Genomic DNA, 15,281 nt, shown 5'->3' on the forward strand with positions numbered 1-15,281 from the left:
GAAAAACGCATGGATCGGTCTGGTCGCTCTGACCATGGCCCTGGGCCTGACCGCCTGCAGCGGCAAACCCTCGTCTGACAACGCCAAGGAAGCCTTTGTCCAGCTGTTGAAAGACAGCGGCGCCGGCCAGGTGACCGACGTCCAAAGCTTCGAACTGACCGGCTGCGTTGAAGCCGAAGGAGCCGAGGGCTACCGCTGCGACACGATTGGCAAGGTGGCGATCGACATCGGCGGCCGCCAAGTGCCCATCCCCGTGAGCAAGAACCTGCGCTACGCCAAGAGCGACGGCACCTGGAGGGCCTACGCCAAATGAAGACCCAACCCAATTCGATGGTGGGAACGTCCACCGCCACCCTGGGTGGCCTCGATGGGGACGGCGCAATGCGCGCTGCCCCTAAAAAAGTGACCACCCCGCACAACCGATTCTTCTGGTGGTTCTCGCTCAGTCTGCTCTTCCTGGGCCCATTCGGCTTTATCGTTGGGCCGCTCATGGCTCGGCGAGGTTTGCGAAAAGCAGAGCGCCTCTACGCTTTCGAGGCTCACATGGCCCGCCAGCGCGATCGTGGCTTCAGCTGGTGGCAGTGGTGGGTCATGACCCCACTAACGGTCATGGGGGCTTTCTGGGTCACCTCGATGCTGAGCGGGCTACCTATGGTGTTGCTAGTGCTTTGGTTGCAGCTGACCAGTTGATTCCAATATGGCATGGCCGAGCATCCGGGCTCTGCCTCACAGGCACCGGAAGTGGAGTGCATTGGCAAGAGGTTGGTCAACTACTGACTGGCAAGCTATTAGCCTCTTCGTCCATCTGGCCCATCCAGCCTTGGTCGTTCCTCTTGGCACCCTGCTTGACGTAAAGGCAAATGCACGGGAACCTTTGCACTGCGGTCTTCCGACGAACATCTATGCTTCTGATTGTTAACGAAAACGAACCGGACACATCCACACATACGGATGAGCCAATCCAAGAGCCTGCGAGAGGACGCCTTGTCGTCGGCGATGCCCGTAAGGTCTTGGCAGGCATGGCTGACAAGAGCTTCCAATGCTGCATCACCTCTCCCCCGTATTGGGGACTGCGGGACTATGGAGTAGACGGTCAGATCGGCGCAGAACCGACGTTGGAAGCATACATAGAAGACTTGGTTGCTCTATTTCGAGAAGTGCGTCGCACCTTACGTGACGATGGAACGCTGTGGCTTAACATTGGGGACGGCTTCACAAGTGGCGGTCGCACTTGGCGAGCACCAGACAAAAAGAACAAAGGTCGCGCAATGGAGTATCGAGCGCCGACTCCTGATGGACTCAAGCCAAAAGATTTGATCGGCGTTCCCTGGCGGCTGGCCATCGCGCTTCAGGCAGATGGCTGGTATTTACGCGCCGATATCATTTGGCAGAAGCCTAACTGCCAGCCGGAATCTGTGAAAGATAGGCCAACCCGATCGCACGAGTATGTTTTTCTACTTACCAAATCGGAACGCTATTATTACAACAGCGATGCTGTGAAAGAGCTTACAGCCGATGGAAAGCATACAAAAAATCGTCGATCGGTCTGGGCTATCAATACAGAACCCTACGGGGGCAACCACTTTGCGGTGTTTCCCACGGAGCTTGTGCGTCTATGCATGGAAGCTGGATCCAAAAAAGAGGAGGTAGTGCTTGACCCTTTCTTTGGATCCGGAACCGTCGGTCAAGTCGCTCGTGATAATGGCCGGAAATTTGTAGGCATTGAACTATCACCAGATTACGCAGAGCTAGCAAGAAAGAGACTGGCTTCGAAAAGCAACTCCCGAAAGTTACAACGTTGAACTTTCGAATTGCCAAGTGGCCACAACCGAACACAGGTTCTTCTTTAGATGCTTAATCTGAAGTTTCCGCTCCCCGCCACCATCGAAGTAGAGCGCGAACTGTAAGTGTTTCGGGTAGATCTTCTCTTCAGATAGGTATGCCCAGCCGTTATTTCCAACGTAGCAGTAGCCTGGACGAGGGGTCTGTTTACTGGAGAGCTTCATCTCAAGCTCTCCCTGAGCAGCAGTTTCCATCAAGTCCTTAGGAATCGCAACAAGCTCGTAAGAGTGTAAATTTGATGCTGAAGTGGGAAGTCTGCGAAGTGTCAGGATTCGATCTTAGCCATTGAGGTGATTCAAAAATTGCTGCCGAAGCCCTTTAAGATCATCAGGATCAGTACCCCACTGACCACCACCCAACTCCATAAACTTTGAAATATGGATGCTATTGGGTTTAATATTTCGCGAGGCCTCAGTCTTGAGAGAAAAACGCTCCCCCTCAATTTCGATATCATAACCTTTATTCCCCCGAGAAGCCATCTGAGCAGGTCGGTTATGAATCTTCTGAACGCGCTCCAGAGCATATTCGAATTTATCCTTCGAGAACGCCTCGCGGGAAAAAGCGTGATGGATTCGAATAATGTCACCGAGATCATCTGCAATATCCTGCGTAAGTAACTCTACACCATTCTTTAATTTGTATGAGTTACACACGAACGTCTTTGGCAGGGTGAACTGCTTAGCGACATCTGCGATGAGGCTCAACTATCTTTCGTTAAGCACATCCAAAACGGGGCGAAGAGCTTCCAATGCTGACTTGTCCATTGCATCGTTCTTTACGGGGAGTTGGTCTCAACCGTACCAATTTTCGAATGGTCTGCACAAGCAAAACAGGCGACTATTTGAAGCAGCGGACACCTGATTTTAGTCATCACTTTACTCGCCTCCGAACATGAAGGCCCCAAGAGACCGCCCCCATCGGCGTTTGCGGAAAGTCCGACACCACCGACGACGAGCTCGCAGCATCGTCTAGCCACTTGCCAATCAAGCTCCAAACCATGACCCAGTCATCCTAATTAGATAAAACGGAAGGAAACGCAGGTAGCCCCCTTCCCGCTGGGCTTAGCGTAGGTGACCAAACTGCGCATCGTCAGACGGACGCGGCCGGTGCTCGGAATCCCTATGCTCCGACCGCAAACTCCGGTTACTGCGTCTTTCACGCCCACTTGACGACTGCCCACTACCGCCTGTTAGTCGCTCTTGGCTCGAAGTCACAGCGGCCGGGGACGACTCTAGTCCGGCACTCTTCAGACTGCGCTATTGATCCCACGTCGATGAGCGACGGCTTACTTGAACACTTGAGCGTGATAGAACCCCTCCAATGGCCAATGAGGAGTTGCTCACCGAAGCTAGCAACAGGCATGGACAACCCGCTACAATGGCGGACCACAAGTCAGGCCACACCCCTGGTTTGCGTGGCTGTAGGAGAGTCAGGAAGCTGGATCGGGATCAGTACCTCCCCCTCTCTCCGCCAGTTTCATGATTTGCGCAATGACACCCATGTCGCAAATCGCAGGGCCATGCCAATGGCCCACGTCTTATGGTGGCCCCGTCGGTCCCTCGCGACGCTAGATCGAAAATCCCGCCAGGGCCGGAAGGCAGCAACGGTATCGATTGATGCGGGCGCCGAGGTCAACCGGCGGGGACACCACCCCAACTTTCGGCAATGCCAGGCGAACTAGCTGGAACCTCTGCCTTGGGCGCGATTGATCGAACAACTGCGATCATCACGTGCAGCGCTGCGCGCATGCGCAAAGCCGAGGCGAAAAGCCGACCAGTCATTCGTATCCGCCGTGGCGACGGCGCCCCCATCCCCGCAACGTGAGCGCTTCCCACGGCGCGATGCGGGCGCGGAGGTCAACCGGCGGGGACACCACCCCAACTTCGCAAGACTCCAGGCGAGCTTCCCGGAGCAGCGACTTGCGCACGATCGATCCAGCAAAAAGCAGCAGTCAGCTCGTGCTGCGCCGCGCTGCTATGCAAGGCCGGTGCCGGCTCACGCGCGGGTGCGGGCAGGATCCGGATCCGCATCCGCCTGCTACGGTTGCGATTGGGGATGCAACCAACCCGCGTCGCCTTCCAGGTAATGCTCGTGCTTCCAGATCGGCACGCGCGCCTTGACCTCATCGATGATGTAGCGGCACGCATCGAATGCGGCGCCACGGTGCGCCGCACTGACGCCGACCCACACCGCCATGTCGCCGATGCGCAGCTCGCCCACGCGGTGCACGCAATGCGCGTGCACGATGGCGTATCGCTGCATTGCTTCGTCCAGCACACGCTGCCCTTCGGCCTGTGCGAGCGCGGCATAGGCTTCGTAGCGCAAGCCGGCCACGCCGCGGCCTTCGTTGTGATTGCGCACCCAGCCTTCGAAGCTGGCGAACGCGCCGGCATGCGGATGTTCCGCCCCCGCACGCAGCCGATCGATCGGCAACGGCACCTCGGAAAGCGCAAAGATCGCTGCAACCTGTTCGCTCACGCTCAACCTCCCGACACTGGCGGAATGAACACCACTTCGCTGCCATCGCGCAGCGCATCCTCCCAGCGCGCGAATGCGCCATCCACGGCCACACGCAACTGCGCAGGCGTCCAGCGCAGGCCATGCCGCGCATCGAGTTCCGCGTACAGGCTGCGCAGATCCTGTGCGCCGCTCTGCACGCGCTCGTCGGCAATTCCTGCGGCCTCGCGCAGGCTGGCGAAATACAGCACCGTCACCGTGGCGGTCATTGTGCCGCTCCGATGTCGCGCTTGCCGCCGCGCTTGGACACCAATTTGGTCGGACCAATGCTCATGCTGTGCGACAACGCCTTGCACATGTCATACACCGTCAGCGCCGCCACGCTGGCACCGGTAAGCGCCTCCATTTCCACGCCGGTACGATGCACGCAGCGCACCGTGCAACGGATATTCAGCAGCTGCTCGCCCGCCCAGTCGATCTCGAAACGGCAGGCATCGATCGGCAATGGATGGCAGAACGGAATCAATTCGTGCGTGCGCTTGACCGCCATGGTGCCGGCAATCACCGCCGTCTCCACGATGCCGCCCTTGGCACTACGCAAGCCGTTGGCGCGCAACTGTGCGGCCACGGCCGCCGGAAAGCGCACGCGGCTTTCCGCAGTGGCGCTACGGGCGGTAACCGCCTTGTCCGAGACATCCACCATGGTGGGGAGCCCGGCATCGTCCAGATGGGTCAGGCGGGCGGAGCGGGAATTTGCAGGCATGGGAAGCGACGCGAAGACAGGCACTCAGGATGCGGCATTCTCGGTGAACAAGGTGCCTTGATGGAACAGCAGCTGCCATCCGGCAGCATTGCTGCGCCACAACGAGCTGCGCAAGGCCTGCCGTTCAACACCCTGACGGCGTTCCACCGACCGATAGCGCACCTGCGCAAGATCCGGTGCCAGCCGCGCGCATTCGAAGTCTTCTGCGCAGTACTCGGCAGCGACACCGGAGGCGCGCAGGGCCGCGATCACCTCGCTCCGCGTGTACCGGCGGCCCGACGTACCGAACTCGACAAAGGCCGGATCGAGCAGCGCTTCCAACACCTGCACATCGGCACGCTGCTGCGGATCGAGCAGACGCAGCTCCAGCGTGCGCAGTTGCACCAGCAGCGCGTCCTCGCTCATCCGCCGATCAAGAACATCTCGACCGGCTTGCCGCGCCGCGGCACCGAGGCGCGCACTTCGCTGTAGCGGTCGCCACGCACGCTCCAGCGCTGGCGCAGATGCATCGCCAGCGCAGGCTCGCCGTTGGCCAGGGCCGGCTTGAGGTCGTGGCCCTGACTGGCGAACAGGCAGGTATACAGATGCCCGTCGGCCGAGACGCGCGCACGCTGGCAATCGCCGCAGAACGGCACGCTGACCGAACTGACGAAGCCCACTTCGCCAGCGCCATCCGCAAACGCGTGGCGCTGCGCCACTTCACCGGTGTAATTGGCGTCCAGCGCCACCAACGGCCAGCGCGCGTGGATGCGTTCGTGCAATTGCGCCGAGGTCACCACCGCATCCGGCGTCCAGCCATTGCAACTGCCCACATCCATGAATTCGATGAAGCGCAGCACGTGCCCGGTGCCACGGAAGTGCTCCACCAACGGCAGCACCTGATCTTCGTTGACGCCACGCTGCACCACGCAGTTGATCTTCAGCCGCTGGAAACCGGCCTGCTCGGCGGCGGCAATGCCAGCCAGCACCTGCGCAATTTCGCCGCGGTCGCCGCTCATGCGCCTGAACAACGCCGGTTCCAGCGCATCCATGCTGACGGTGATGCGGCGCAGCCCGGCCTGTCGCAACGCGACGGCCTGGCGCCCAAGCAAGGTGCCGTTGGTGGTCAGCGCCAGATCTTCGATGCCCTCGATCGCGGTCAGCCGTGCGATCAGGCTCGGTAAGTCGCGCCGTAGCAGCGGCTCGCCGCCGGTCAGGCGCACCTTGGTCACCCCGACCGAAACGAAGGCACGCACCAGGGTTTCCAGCTGATCGAAACTCAACCGCTGCTGCGAGTCGAAGCCGTAATCGTCTGGCACGCGATCGGCCGGCATGCAATACCCGCAGCGGAAATTGCAGGCCTCGATCACCGATAGACGCAGATCGCGCAGCGGACGGCCGTAGCGGTCCTGCATCGGCGCCGTCACGAGATCCGGCCGCAGCAAGGCGCCCATCAGGGCACCGTCGCAGCGGTCGGGTTCGCCAGCGCGAGATACTGCCCGGGCACGGCAACGCGGTGGCCACGTGCACGCAGCACATCGCCGTCGGCGTCGCTGGCGTAGTGGTACAGCAGCATGCGGTTCAACAGGTCCTGCGGGTATTCCCGCTCCAAATCGTCCACGCCAGTATGCGACGGGTTGCCGTGAACGCCGCAGTCATGCGCGATGAGCTCGCCATCGTCCGCATAACGCTTCAGCATTTCGGGGATCGGCCGGGTATCGCCAGTCCAGACCAGCGCCCCCTGCAAACGCAACCCGTAAGCCGTCTCGGGCCAGTGGTGGCGGACCGGGAACACTTCCAGCCGCATGCCGTCGTGCCAGAACGCATCGCCGACCGGCACCAGCTGGAATGCGTCCCAGAAGTTCGCCCCGCCCTCGGCCAGCACATTCGGGTAATCGGCGATGCGCCGCTGCAGCAGCGGCACGACCGGCGCCGGCACGTACAGGCGCGTGCGCCCGCGGCGCTCGGAAAAATAACTGTCGACGAACACCCGTTCCAGGCCACCGACATGGTCCAGATGCACGTGGGTGATGAAGATTGCCTGTGGCAGCTGGCCATAGTGGGCCTGATAGGCGGTCAGCCCCTCGCTGCCGCAATCGATGGTCAGCCAGGGCGCACCGGCGCGCTCGAGCGTGGCCATCGGCGAGCCAAGGGCCACCGCCGACGCATTGCCGACTCCCTGCACCCGCAAGCCCCAGTCCATCAGTAGCCCCGGCCCCAGGCCAGTTCGTAGGCGCGATGCAGGCGCGCATAGTCCTTGTCGACATCCTCGCGGCTGCGGTTGCCGCGCAGCTTCAACAGCGAGCGATGCAGCCGCTTGAGGTTGCGCTCGCGCCAGCGCGTGGCAGGAATGCGCAGCACGCCGCGGTCGAAATCGATCAGCCAGCCATGCCCGCCGGCATCGAACAGGATGTTGTGCGCGTTGAGATCGGCGTGATCCAGGCCAGCGCGATGGAAGCGTGCAATCAGCTGGCCGGTCGCCTCCCACGGCGCACCGCGACCGGCCACCTGGGCGTGGTCGGCCAATGAGCGCACGTTTTCCAGCCGCTCCATCAACAGCGCAGCGCGATAGCCCACGCCTTCGCGCAGATAGCAGGCGGCCAACGGGCGCGGCACCGGCAACTTGCGTTTGATCAGTTCGCGCATCAGCCGGAACTCGGCAAAACTGCGCGTGCGCCCTGCCCCTTTCCACAGGTAGCGATCGCGGCTCACGCGTGCGGCCATGCCGCCGCGCAAGTACTGCCGCAACACGCTATGCCCGAATGGCGCATCCACGAACCACGCGCCGCCACGCCCGCCTGCGTCCACCGGCCGCGCCCTGTCGCCCCACGATTGCGGCGAAAACAGGCTGGCATCGGCTTGCCGCAGCCGTTCGCGGTCGAACAGAATGGCGCCATACCCGCGACCTTCGCGGTACGGCGCCAGCGCTTCGGTGGCATCGAAAGAAACCATCTATCGAGTCTAACAACACCATGGCTGTAACGCCCGCATCGCTGTGTTTGCTGCGCTTGTCCGCCCTGGGCGATGTCACGCACGTGGTGCCGCTGGTACGCACGTTGCAGGCCGGGTTTCCTGAAACCCAACTGCATTGGGTCATCGACAAGGCCGGGCTGAAATTGCTCGAGGGCCTGCCCGGCGTGCAATTCCACGTCTACGACAAACACAGCGGGGTGGCCGGCATGCGCGCACTACGCCGGTCGCTGGCACCGCTGGGCCGCTTCGATGCCTTGCTGCAGATGCAGGTGGCCTTTCGGGCCAATGTGCTGTCGGCCTTCGTGCCGGCGCGGCGACGCATCGGCTACGACCGCAGCCGCTCCAAGGACCTGCACGGCCTGTTCGTCAACGAGCGCATCGCCGATCGCCCCGGCATCCACGTGCTCGACGCCATCGGCAGCTTTGCCGAGCCGCTGGGCCTGCGCCAGACCCAGGTGCGCTGGGACCTGCCGGTGCCCGACCAGGCGCATGCCTGGGCACGCGCGCAATGGGACGACGATGGCCGCCCGGTACTGATGATCTCGCCCTGCTCCAGCCACCCGCGTCGCAACTGGTATCCCGATCGCCTCGCCGCGCTGGCCGATCATGCCGCCGCGCAGGGCTGGCGGATCGTGCTGTGCGGCGGCCGCAGCGACCTGGAACGCAGCACTGCCGATGCCATCGTTGCGGCCGCACGCACGCCGGTGCTGGATCTGGTTGGCAAGGACACCCTCAAGCAACTGCCCGCACTGCTCGCGCGCGCGGACCTGGTGGTCACGCCGGATTCCGGGCCGATGCATATCGCCAACGCCATGGGCACCAAGGTGCTCGGCCTGCATGCGGCCAGCAACCCGCGACGAAGCGGACCGTACTCGGACGTGCGCTATTGTGTGGACCGCTACGACGCCGCCGCGCGCAAATTCCTGCACAAGCCAGCCGACCAGCTGCGCTGGGGAACGAAGATCGAATTCGACGAGGTGATGTCGCTGATCACCGTGGACGATGCGATCGCCGCCTTCGAGCGTTATCGCGCCGACCACCCGCGCTGACGATCGGCGATCAATCGCCGCCGGACCGCCACACGGTTGGCGCAAAAGGCGACGCAGCCAGCACTTCAGCACCGGCTCTGAAGCTGCTCGGCGATTAGGCGCCGGGCAAGTTGCAGAGGCGCCCGCACCAATGGGCGTGAGATCGAGCGAAGACGCTTCCTGCAACAACCCGCGCTGTCAGACCACCCGCGCAATCAAACCGTCAACACGCTCAGGCGTCGGTAGCGCGATAGTCCTGATAGGACTTTTCTTCCACATACGAAGAACCCAGCGCCAGGTTGATCTCCTTCTTGATGCGCGCGCGCTCGTCGTTCTCGATATACACGCTGCGCGCCAGCTGCACGAAGGCATCGTCGAAGCTCTGCGCCTGCTCCTTGAGGCGGATGTCGTCCTCGATCACCCACAGCCGCTCATTAACGGCCTTAAGCTCGGCGCGCAGGCGCACGATGTCGTGGCCGGCGGCCGGATGCGCCATCCAGCTGGTTTCCAGCGCAGACAGCTCGTTGCGCACATTGGTCAACTTGGCCGCATCGCGCATGCGCTCGGACTTGATCTGCAGGATCGCGATCTTGTCGAGCAGTTCACCAAAAGACACGGGCACCAGGATCTCGGACATGACAGGCCTCCAACGGGGATCGGGCGGATTGTAGTCATCGCCGCGGCCGGCGACTGCCACACATAAACAAAAGCCCCCTTGCGGGGGCTGATGCGAATCTGGCGGAGAGTGGGGATTCACTCGGCACTTCGTGCCTTCGCCCTACGGGCGGCTTCGCCGTGCAGACAGCTGCGCTGCCTGTCGAACCCGGGGATTCTCACCCCCCAATGCCGCCGGCGAAACCCACGCGGCACTGGCGCACCTACTCGCCTCAATCTGGCGGAGAGGGGGGGACAATACGACCCACACCAATTTCCGCAAATTGTTCAGGAACTTACGCCGGGAAACCCTCAGTGGGAAGTGTCCCCTACGAGTACAAAGAATGTCCCAAATTGCCGCCCATCGTCAACCCTTCTTCTCGGCAATGGCTCTCAAGGCGGCTATCGCCTCCTGCTGACGATCCTCGGGCAACTTCGCGATCAACAAAATGGCCTCGGCGAGCATGTCGGGTGTTGCGTAAAAGTACGCCAACGGCAAACCCAACGCCTGAGCCAGTTCTGCTGCGGTTTCAGGATCCGGATCGTGTTGCCCCGTCTCGTAGCGGGAGATGCGAGGTGCACCGGTGTTTTGCTCTTCCATTCCCAACATCCTTCCCAAGTCTGCTTGACGCAGGCCCAAGGACAGCCGGGCCGTGCGCAATCGTCGTCCGAACAGTGATGCAGGCGGCTTGATGGGAGGCATTGGGGGGTGTACCGAAAACACCTCTCCATTGTGACAAGTCCGGCCAATTCAATCATTTGCGTTTGTCGCAAATTATGGCATAAGCTCGTTTCGCCGGCATACAGCCGGCCCGCTGCTCAGCACAGGACATGGCGATGATGCCCACACTTAGAAAGACCGCACCACGACCTCACACCACGGCACTAGCCCTAACCTTCGGCCTTCTTGTGCCTTTCGTCGGCAACACGCAAGACAGACCACAAAGCGCAGGTCAAAAGATTGGCGATCTATTTTCTGACGTGAAAAACAAATTGGGGCTGCGGATTGAACGGCCGGCGCAGGGTGGCGCTGGCGGTGTTCTCTACGCCCCCCTTAGCGGTGGACAAACCTTCCGTACGTTGTTTCGCAACGAGGACCACGACCAAGCCATTCAAGGACGCTTGCAGTGGCCTCGCGCGGCCCTGACCTTTGTCGAGTACGGCCGAAATCTACCGTGCTGGACAGTCAAAGCGACCATTTGGACCAGTCCTACGTCCTCGCATGACGAAACATTTAGAACGTGCACGACCGCCAAATTGACCAAAACGAACGATTTGGGAGAAGTCAGTACCTTTGGCCGCTCCATCGGATTTGTTGGACTGCTCAACGCCCAACCGCGTTTTGGAGCCGTGCCCACCACGGGCGACACTCGAACGCGCGGCCCAAACCCACCGCGACTGCTGTTTCAAGTCGATGTGGATAAGACTATGCGCGACAAACTGCGCGATATCGTCATCAACTCGGCTTGGGTCTCTGGTTTCTACGGTCAGGGCAATGATCTGTCCCACGCGTCCATTTTTTATGACTATAGGATGTGGATCGCCGGCTTTGAAACCACAGGCAACCGCGACCAAAGCTAAAGGCACGAAGTATGGGATATAAAATTACGGGCGAGCTAACGTTATTGGGCGACGCACAGTTCAGCGCCAACGGAGTTCGCCAATATTCGGTGATCGAAATCGGCGGAAAAGTCTACTCAAAACACCGTGCTCCCGCAGGTATCAACACTTACTTACAGCGCGCCGTCCGCATGAATGGCCCAACATCGCTGTACGTCGAAGGAAATTTTATTTATGGCGTAACACTTCCGGACGGTAAAACATATTGTTGGAAAAAGAACCCGATTGGCTCATTCTTTATTTTAGGGATCGGAATTATCGGACTACCATTTGTAATCGGGGTATTCTTCATCATTGCGGCGATCAGAGAATTGGCAATTAACAGCGGAAGCAATAATCTTTTGAGGCAAGGCGCCGCACGTGTCTAGAAAGATCAAGTTGTAAAATAATAAACCCCGCTTGACAAATTGGCGGGGTTTATTATTTTAGATATATGGCCACACAGTTTAGGCGACTATGTGGCGAGTAAGGCAAAAAGAGAGTTTGCGCTACCCAAGCAGTTGCTCCTTTCATCTAAGTTAGCAACGCACGCGAAAAAATCAAGCCCCTTATTCGTCACCAACCTGTTTGAATAGCCATCGGATATTGAAGAAACGGGGCAAGTAACCACGCCGCAAATATTCGTGACTGTCGCGCAAGGCGGGGATTATTGAACACGGCGCACTGCATAACTAGGTACGAAGGGTTGGACGATTTCCCCCCAACGTACTGGCCCTGACCAGGTTCAAGGCGGAGTTTATTCCGCGCACGGGGCTGACAACACTGATAAACCATGTGTTGTTTGTGGACTACGGCAGGGTGGGTTTGAAATCACATTCTGGGCGTTCACGGACAGGTTCGTTGCCCGCCTGGGGAGGTTTTCCCATGGGAAAACGAATAACATCTGTAAACACCCTCGCAAGAGTGGATATATATCCACCCTAAGTCTAACGACCTTATACCTTAGAAAAGCTACAGAATTTCATAGTAAAGCTAAGCTAAATTTTTTATAGCAAAGCAATATTATAAACGCGTAGCGGGGTGGGAAGGGGTACAACCCCTTCGGGTTAAAATATTCTCTAAGTAAAACCAAATCGGGGCGGACCGAAATTTTACTAATGAGCATTAGCCAAATGGAATAAGCCCATGCATTGGACATCAAAGTATCATACATGACATCATCTCATGGGCTTGGCAAGTTGATGTCGCCCCACACTTTTTAGATATAACAACTGTCGCCTTAATGAGAAATTTAACAAAAGAGTACTTCCAGGAATTGATACCAAAAATTCCAATTACCTGGACCAGCGCGAGGTTACGCCCACTATGATCGTTGTCTTCAGGAAGCACTGGCAGTCGCGCTAAGGCTGATACCTGTGCAAATGGCATCCGCCGCATTATGATAGAAGGATGGAAATTGTGACTAGGCAGCCGAAGTGAGCAAGAAGGACAAGGACAATAACGAGCGTAATACCGAAAACTTGGTGCGTGATGCATTGCGCGACCTAGATTATTACGATGAAGGCAATAGTATAAGTGTTGAAGAACAGAAGAGCGTCATTGATGAGGTAAAACGACTACTGAAGAGCGGAAGCAAAAGCGCCAAAGGTGGTCGTGGGTACCCAGAATTCCTAATAAGCAACGCCGACACTCCCGACTTCTTGATTGTATATGAATGCAAGGCTTCACTTTCCGACCACGAAAGCAAACATGTGCAGTCTATCCTTAGAGATATTGATCTAGTTGAGAGCGAAGAAGTCGCGGCCAAACGCATAAAGCGATATGCGGTAGATGGCGCACTTCATTACGCCAAACTCATTTCCCGCAGCTACAATGTAATAGCAGTAGCGGTAAGCGGTGAGAAAAAAACTACTGCCCGAAAATCTGTCTATCTTCACTCTAAGGGTGCCAGAGCGGCGCGTCCGCTGCTCAGCAAAAGCAACGGCAACCCCATCAACGAGATTCTATCTTGGAAAGATTTCTTGAGCCACGCGGTTTTCGATCCTGCTGTTCGAAAAGCACGACTTGAAGACCTGATGACTTTTGCACGTGAACTGCATACGTTCATGCGCGACTACGCCAAACTCACGGAAAGTGAGAAGCCACTACTTGTTAGTGGCACGCTCATCGCGCTCCAAAATAAAGCCTTTTCGGCCTCCTATGGGTTGCATGAAACAAAGGAGCTACCTAAAAGGTGGATAGAGACTATCAAACATGAGATTGATCGCGCAGAAATACCACAGGCAAAAAAAGATAATATGGCGCAGCCCTACGCGTCCATTTCCGTTCATCCGGAATTAGATAAAAAGAGAAATAACTATCCAAAAGGAATTCTTTATGAACTGATTAAACGCATTCACGAGAAGGCCGCCCCTCTCATGACCGCTGAAGAAGGAACGGATATCCTTGGTCACTTCTATGGCGAGTTCTTGAAATACACGGGCGGCGATAAGAAGGCGCTGGGTATTGTTTTGACGCCACGGCACATCACCGAACTATTCGCGCTCATTGCAAATGTCAATAAAAAGTCTACAGTGCTTGATATTTGCGCTGGAACCGGTGGCTTTCTCGTGGCAGCCATGTCGCAGATGATGGGAGAAGCCACTACCGAACAAGAGCGTAATCGCATCAAAAGTAAGGGCCTCATCGGTATTGAGCAGCAGCCCAACATGTTCGCTTTGGCGGCCAGCAATATGATCTTGAGGGGGGATGGAAAGGCCAATCTCTACCAAGGTAGTTGCTTTGACGATGCCATTGCCAAAGCGGTAAAAAAACACAAGGCCGATGTCGGCTTGCTAAATCCACCGTTCGCCCAAGGCACGGCAGATCTTCACGAGCTTCGTTTTATCCAACAGATGCTCTACGCCTTGGAGGAAGGGGGCACCGGAGTCGCTATTGTTCCAATGGGCTGTGCAATCGCGCCAAACCTATTACGGCAAGAGTTAATGGCCGAACACACGTTGGAAGCCGTGATGTCTATGCCAACAGAGCTCTTTTATCCCGTGGGGGCTGTGTGTTGCATAATGGTATGGACTGCACATAAACCACACGCACAATCTAAGCGGGATACTTGGTTTGGCTATTGGAAGCAAGATGGCTTCATCAAGACCAAGCACAAAGGTCGCATAGATCCCGAAGGTGAGTGGCACATTCTGAGGGATCATTGGATTGACATGTACCGCAACCGCCGTGTTAGGCCAGGCGAAAGCGTCTTGAAGGCAGTCAGATACGACGACAAGCAACAAGATGAATGGTGTGCTGAGGCCTACATGGAGACCGACTATTTAACTTTGACGGAAATAGATTTTCAACATGTAGTGAGAAAGTATTTGATGTTCCAACTCGTCAATGAAGCAGAAGAAAAAGCAAGGGTTGTCGCGGGCGAGGATGCAGAAGATGAAAATGAGTGAGGCACCAAAACTTGTTTCACTTGGCAGCATATTCTCTGTTCACTATGGAGTGAACATGGAGCTCAACGCGCTTAAAAAAGATCCGAGCGGCATTAACTTTGTTTCTCGCTCCGCTCGAAACAACGGTGTATCGGCAAAAGTTGCTCGCGTTGCTGATGTAAAGCCACTTTCGGCAGGATTGATGACGGTAGCAGGCGGCGGAAGTGTTCTTGAAACATTTGTTCAACCCGAACAGTTTTATAGTGGGCGAGATCTTTACTATTTAGTCCCTCCTAAAGACATGTCTTTGCAGGAAAAGTTGTATTACTGCATGGTGATTCGAGCCAACCGCTACCGATTTAACTATGGCCGCCAGGCCAATAGGACGTTGAAAGACATACAAATCCCTGATCGCTCGGAGATTCCTAATTGGGTAAAAGGGATCTTCACCAAAGAAGTTGGGACATGGCAGAAAAAACTCTCAGGCTTGAATAGCCCGGGAAATTTAGCTAAGTAAGCCTTTCTCCGGGTTAGCAGTCTGTAAGAGAGGGCTTAATATTAAGCCCTCTTCAGCCGAAAAATCCGTGGAAACCTCTA

The 15,281-nt window shown here is 57.5% G+C and carries 17 protein-coding genes, 1 other RNA gene and 1 pseudogene; 9 read left to right on the forward strand and 10 right to left on the reverse strand.

From position 1 onward, the window contains the following. The 3 genes from LN450_RS09490 to LN450_RS09500 form a co-directional block, all read left to right on the forward strand. The coding region (locus LN450_RS09490) for a hypothetical protein (protein ID WP_228892360.1) at positions 1–313 on the forward strand (313 nt) is incomplete at its 5' end. Next, positions 310–690 (forward strand): hypothetical protein, encoded by a 381-nt coding sequence (locus tag LN450_RS09495; protein WP_039416585.1) that lies wholly within the window; start codon positions 310–312, stop codon positions 688–690. The genes LN450_RS09490 and LN450_RS09495, both read left to right, overlap by 4 nt. Before the next feature lie 329 nt (positions 691–1,019). Next, the gene (locus LN450_RS09500) at positions 1,020–1,802 is read left to right on the forward strand and encodes a DNA-methyltransferase (RefSeq protein ID WP_196770066.1); all 783 of its coding nucleotides are present in this window, start codon (positions 1,020–1,022) and stop codon (positions 1,800–1,802) included. Here LN450_RS09500 and LN450_RS09505 read toward each other — a convergent pair. Continuing rightward, a pseudogene (locus LN450_RS09505) lies at positions 1,791–2,546 on the reverse strand (hypothetical protein). The gene LN450_RS09500 and the pseudogene LN450_RS09505 overlap by 12 nt on opposite strands. Before the next feature lie 844 nt (positions 2,547–3,390). On the opposite strand from LN450_RS09505, the gene ffs reads away from it, so the two are divergent. After that, positions 3,391–3,487: signal recognition particle sRNA small type (gene ffs / locus LN450_RS09510), an RNA gene on the forward strand. Between the two features lie 392 nt (positions 3,488–3,879). Here ffs and LN450_RS09515 read toward each other — a convergent pair. From LN450_RS09515 to LN450_RS09545, 7 genes are read right to left on the reverse strand one after another with little or no spacing between them, the layout of a single operon-like run. After that, on the reverse strand, positions 3,880–4,326 hold the full coding sequence (locus tag LN450_RS09515) for a molybdenum cofactor biosynthesis protein MoaE (RefSeq protein WP_039416583.1): 447 nt from the start codon (positions 4,324–4,326) through the stop codon (positions 3,880–3,882). Continuing rightward, positions 4,323–4,568, reverse strand: a complete 246-nt coding sequence (moaD, locus tag LN450_RS09520) for a molybdopterin converting factor subunit 1 (RefSeq protein ID WP_008571288.1) — start codon at positions 4,566–4,568, stop codon at positions 4,323–4,325. The genes LN450_RS09515 and moaD overlap by 4 nt, the downstream gene beginning before the upstream one ends. Continuing rightward, positions 4,565–5,062, reverse strand: coding sequence for a cyclic pyranopterin monophosphate synthase MoaC (gene moaC / locus LN450_RS09525; RefSeq protein WP_011346606.1), 498 nt, complete (start codon positions 5,060–5,062; stop codon positions 4,565–4,567). The genes moaD and moaC overlap by 4 nt, the downstream gene beginning before the upstream one ends. Positions 5,063–5,086: 24 nt before the next feature. Further along, on the reverse strand, positions 5,087–5,467 hold the full coding sequence (locus tag LN450_RS09530; RefSeq protein ID WP_011346605.1) for a nuclear transport factor 2 family protein: 381 nt from the start codon (positions 5,465–5,467) through the stop codon (positions 5,087–5,089). After that, positions 5,464–6,495 (reverse strand): GTP 3',8-cyclase MoaA, encoded by a 1,032-nt coding sequence (gene moaA, locus LN450_RS09535; RefSeq protein WP_011346604.1) that lies wholly within the window; start codon positions 6,493–6,495, stop codon positions 5,464–5,466. The genes LN450_RS09530 and moaA overlap by 4 nt, the downstream gene beginning before the upstream one ends. After that, positions 6,495–7,244 (reverse strand): MBL fold metallo-hydrolase, encoded by a 750-nt coding sequence (locus tag LN450_RS09540; RefSeq protein WP_011346603.1) that lies wholly within the window; start codon positions 7,242–7,244, stop codon positions 6,495–6,497. The genes moaA and LN450_RS09540 overlap by 1 nt, the downstream gene beginning before the upstream one ends. Beyond that, positions 7,244–7,993 carry a 3-deoxy-D-manno-octulosonic acid kinase gene (locus LN450_RS09545; protein ID WP_011346602.1) on the reverse strand — a complete coding sequence of 250 codons (750 nt, stop codon included), beginning with the start codon at positions 7,991–7,993 and terminating at the stop codon, positions 7,244–7,246. The genes LN450_RS09540 and LN450_RS09545 overlap by 1 nt, the downstream gene beginning before the upstream one ends. 20 nt (positions 7,994–8,013) lie before the next feature. On the opposite strand from LN450_RS09545, the gene LN450_RS09550 reads away from it, so the two are divergent. Beyond that, positions 8,014–9,063: a glycosyltransferase family 9 protein gene (locus LN450_RS09550; RefSeq protein ID WP_039416578.1), complete on the forward strand. Its 1,050-nt coding sequence runs from the start codon at positions 8,014–8,016 to the stop codon at positions 9,061–9,063. 211 nt (positions 9,064–9,274) lie between these two features. On the opposite strand, the gene LN450_RS09555 is transcribed toward LN450_RS09550, so the two are convergent. Next, positions 9,275–9,679, reverse strand: a complete 405-nt coding sequence (locus tag LN450_RS09555; RefSeq protein WP_011346600.1) for a DUF6165 family protein — start codon at positions 9,677–9,679, stop codon at positions 9,275–9,277. Positions 9,680–10,063: 384 nt separating this feature from the next. Beyond that, on the reverse strand, positions 10,064–10,399 hold the full coding sequence (locus tag LN450_RS09560) for a helix-turn-helix domain-containing protein (RefSeq protein ID WP_074038610.1): 336 nt from the start codon (positions 10,397–10,399) through the stop codon (positions 10,064–10,066). A 134-nt stretch (positions 10,400–10,533) separates the two neighbouring features. Here LN450_RS09560 and LN450_RS09565 point away from each other — a divergent pair, with 134 nt between their 5' ends. From LN450_RS09565 to LN450_RS09580, 4 genes are all read left to right on the forward strand, one after another. Further along, positions 10,534–11,277: a hypothetical protein gene (locus LN450_RS09565; RefSeq protein ID WP_228884876.1), complete on the forward strand. Its 744-nt coding sequence runs from the start codon at positions 10,534–10,536 to the stop codon at positions 11,275–11,277. Between the two features lie 11 nt (positions 11,278–11,288). Continuing rightward, positions 11,289–11,684 (forward strand): hypothetical protein, encoded by a 396-nt coding sequence (locus tag LN450_RS09570; RefSeq protein ID WP_074038611.1) that lies wholly within the window; start codon positions 11,289–11,291, stop codon positions 11,682–11,684. 1,047 nt (positions 11,685–12,731) lie between these two features. Continuing rightward, positions 12,732–14,705, forward strand: a complete 1,974-nt coding sequence (locus LN450_RS09575) for an HsdM family class I SAM-dependent methyltransferase (RefSeq protein WP_228884884.1) — start codon at positions 12,732–12,734, stop codon at positions 14,703–14,705. Beyond that, the gene (locus LN450_RS09580) at positions 14,692–15,201 is read left to right on the forward strand and encodes a hypothetical protein (RefSeq protein ID WP_126958835.1); all 510 of its coding nucleotides are present in this window, start codon (positions 14,692–14,694) and stop codon (positions 15,199–15,201) included. The genes LN450_RS09575 and LN450_RS09580 overlap by 14 nt, the downstream gene beginning before the upstream one ends. Positions 15,202–15,281: the final 80 nt, after the last annotated feature.

This window comes from Xanthomonas euvesicatoria pv. euvesicatoria (assembly GCF_020880415.1).
Lineage (GTDB): Bacteria > Pseudomonadota > Gammaproteobacteria > Xanthomonadales > Xanthomonadaceae > Xanthomonas > Xanthomonas euvesicatoria.

What these genes read in the sequence shown, in the direction of transcription:
- LN450_RS09495 (WP_039416585.1), top strand. Translation starts at nt 310, where the DNA reads ATGAAGACCCAACCCAATTCGATGGTGGGAACGTCCACCGCCACCCTG.
- LN450_RS09500 (WP_196770066.1), top strand. Translation starts at nt 1,020, where the DNA reads ATGGCTGACAAGAGCTTCCAATGCTGCATCACCTCTCCCCCGTATTGG.
- moaD (WP_008571288.1), bottom strand. Translation starts at nt 4,568, where the DNA reads ATGACCGCCACGGTGACGGTGCTGTATTTCGCCAGCCTGCGCGAGGCC.
- moaC (WP_011346606.1), bottom strand. Translation starts at nt 5,062, where the DNA reads ATGCCTGCAAATTCCCGCTCCGCCCGCCTGACCCATCTGGACGATGCC.
- LN450_RS09530 (WP_011346605.1), bottom strand. Translation starts at nt 5,467, where the DNA reads ATGAGCGAGGACGCGCTGCTGGTGCAACTGCGCACGCTGGAGCTGCGT.
- moaA (WP_011346604.1), bottom strand. Translation starts at nt 6,495, where the DNA reads ATGGGCGCCTTGCTGCGGCCGGATCTCGTGACGGCGCCGATGCAGGAC.
- LN450_RS09540 (WP_011346603.1), bottom strand. Translation starts at nt 7,244, where the DNA reads ATGGACTGGGGCTTGCGGGTGCAGGGAGTCGGCAATGCGTCGGCGGTG.
- LN450_RS09545 (WP_011346602.1), bottom strand. Translation starts at nt 7,993, where the DNA reads ATGGTTTCTTTCGATGCCACCGAAGCGCTGGCGCCGTACCGCGAAGGT.
- LN450_RS09550 (WP_039416578.1), top strand. Translation starts at nt 8,014, where the DNA reads ATGGCTGTAACGCCCGCATCGCTGTGTTTGCTGCGCTTGTCCGCCCTG.
- LN450_RS09555 (WP_011346600.1), bottom strand. Translation starts at nt 9,679, where the DNA reads ATGTCCGAGATCCTGGTGCCCGTGTCTTTTGGTGAACTGCTCGACAAG.
- LN450_RS09560 (WP_074038610.1), bottom strand. Translation starts at nt 10,399, where the DNA reads ATGCCTCCCATCAAGCCGCCTGCATCACTGTTCGGACGACGATTGCGC.
- LN450_RS09565 (WP_228884876.1), top strand. Translation starts at nt 10,534, where the DNA reads ATGATGCCCACACTTAGAAAGACCGCACCACGACCTCACACCACGGCA.
- LN450_RS09570 (WP_074038611.1), top strand. Translation starts at nt 11,289, where the DNA reads ATGGGATATAAAATTACGGGCGAGCTAACGTTATTGGGCGACGCACAG.
- LN450_RS09580 (WP_126958835.1), top strand. Translation starts at nt 14,692, where the DNA reads ATGAAAATGAGTGAGGCACCAAAACTTGTTTCACTTGGCAGCATATTC.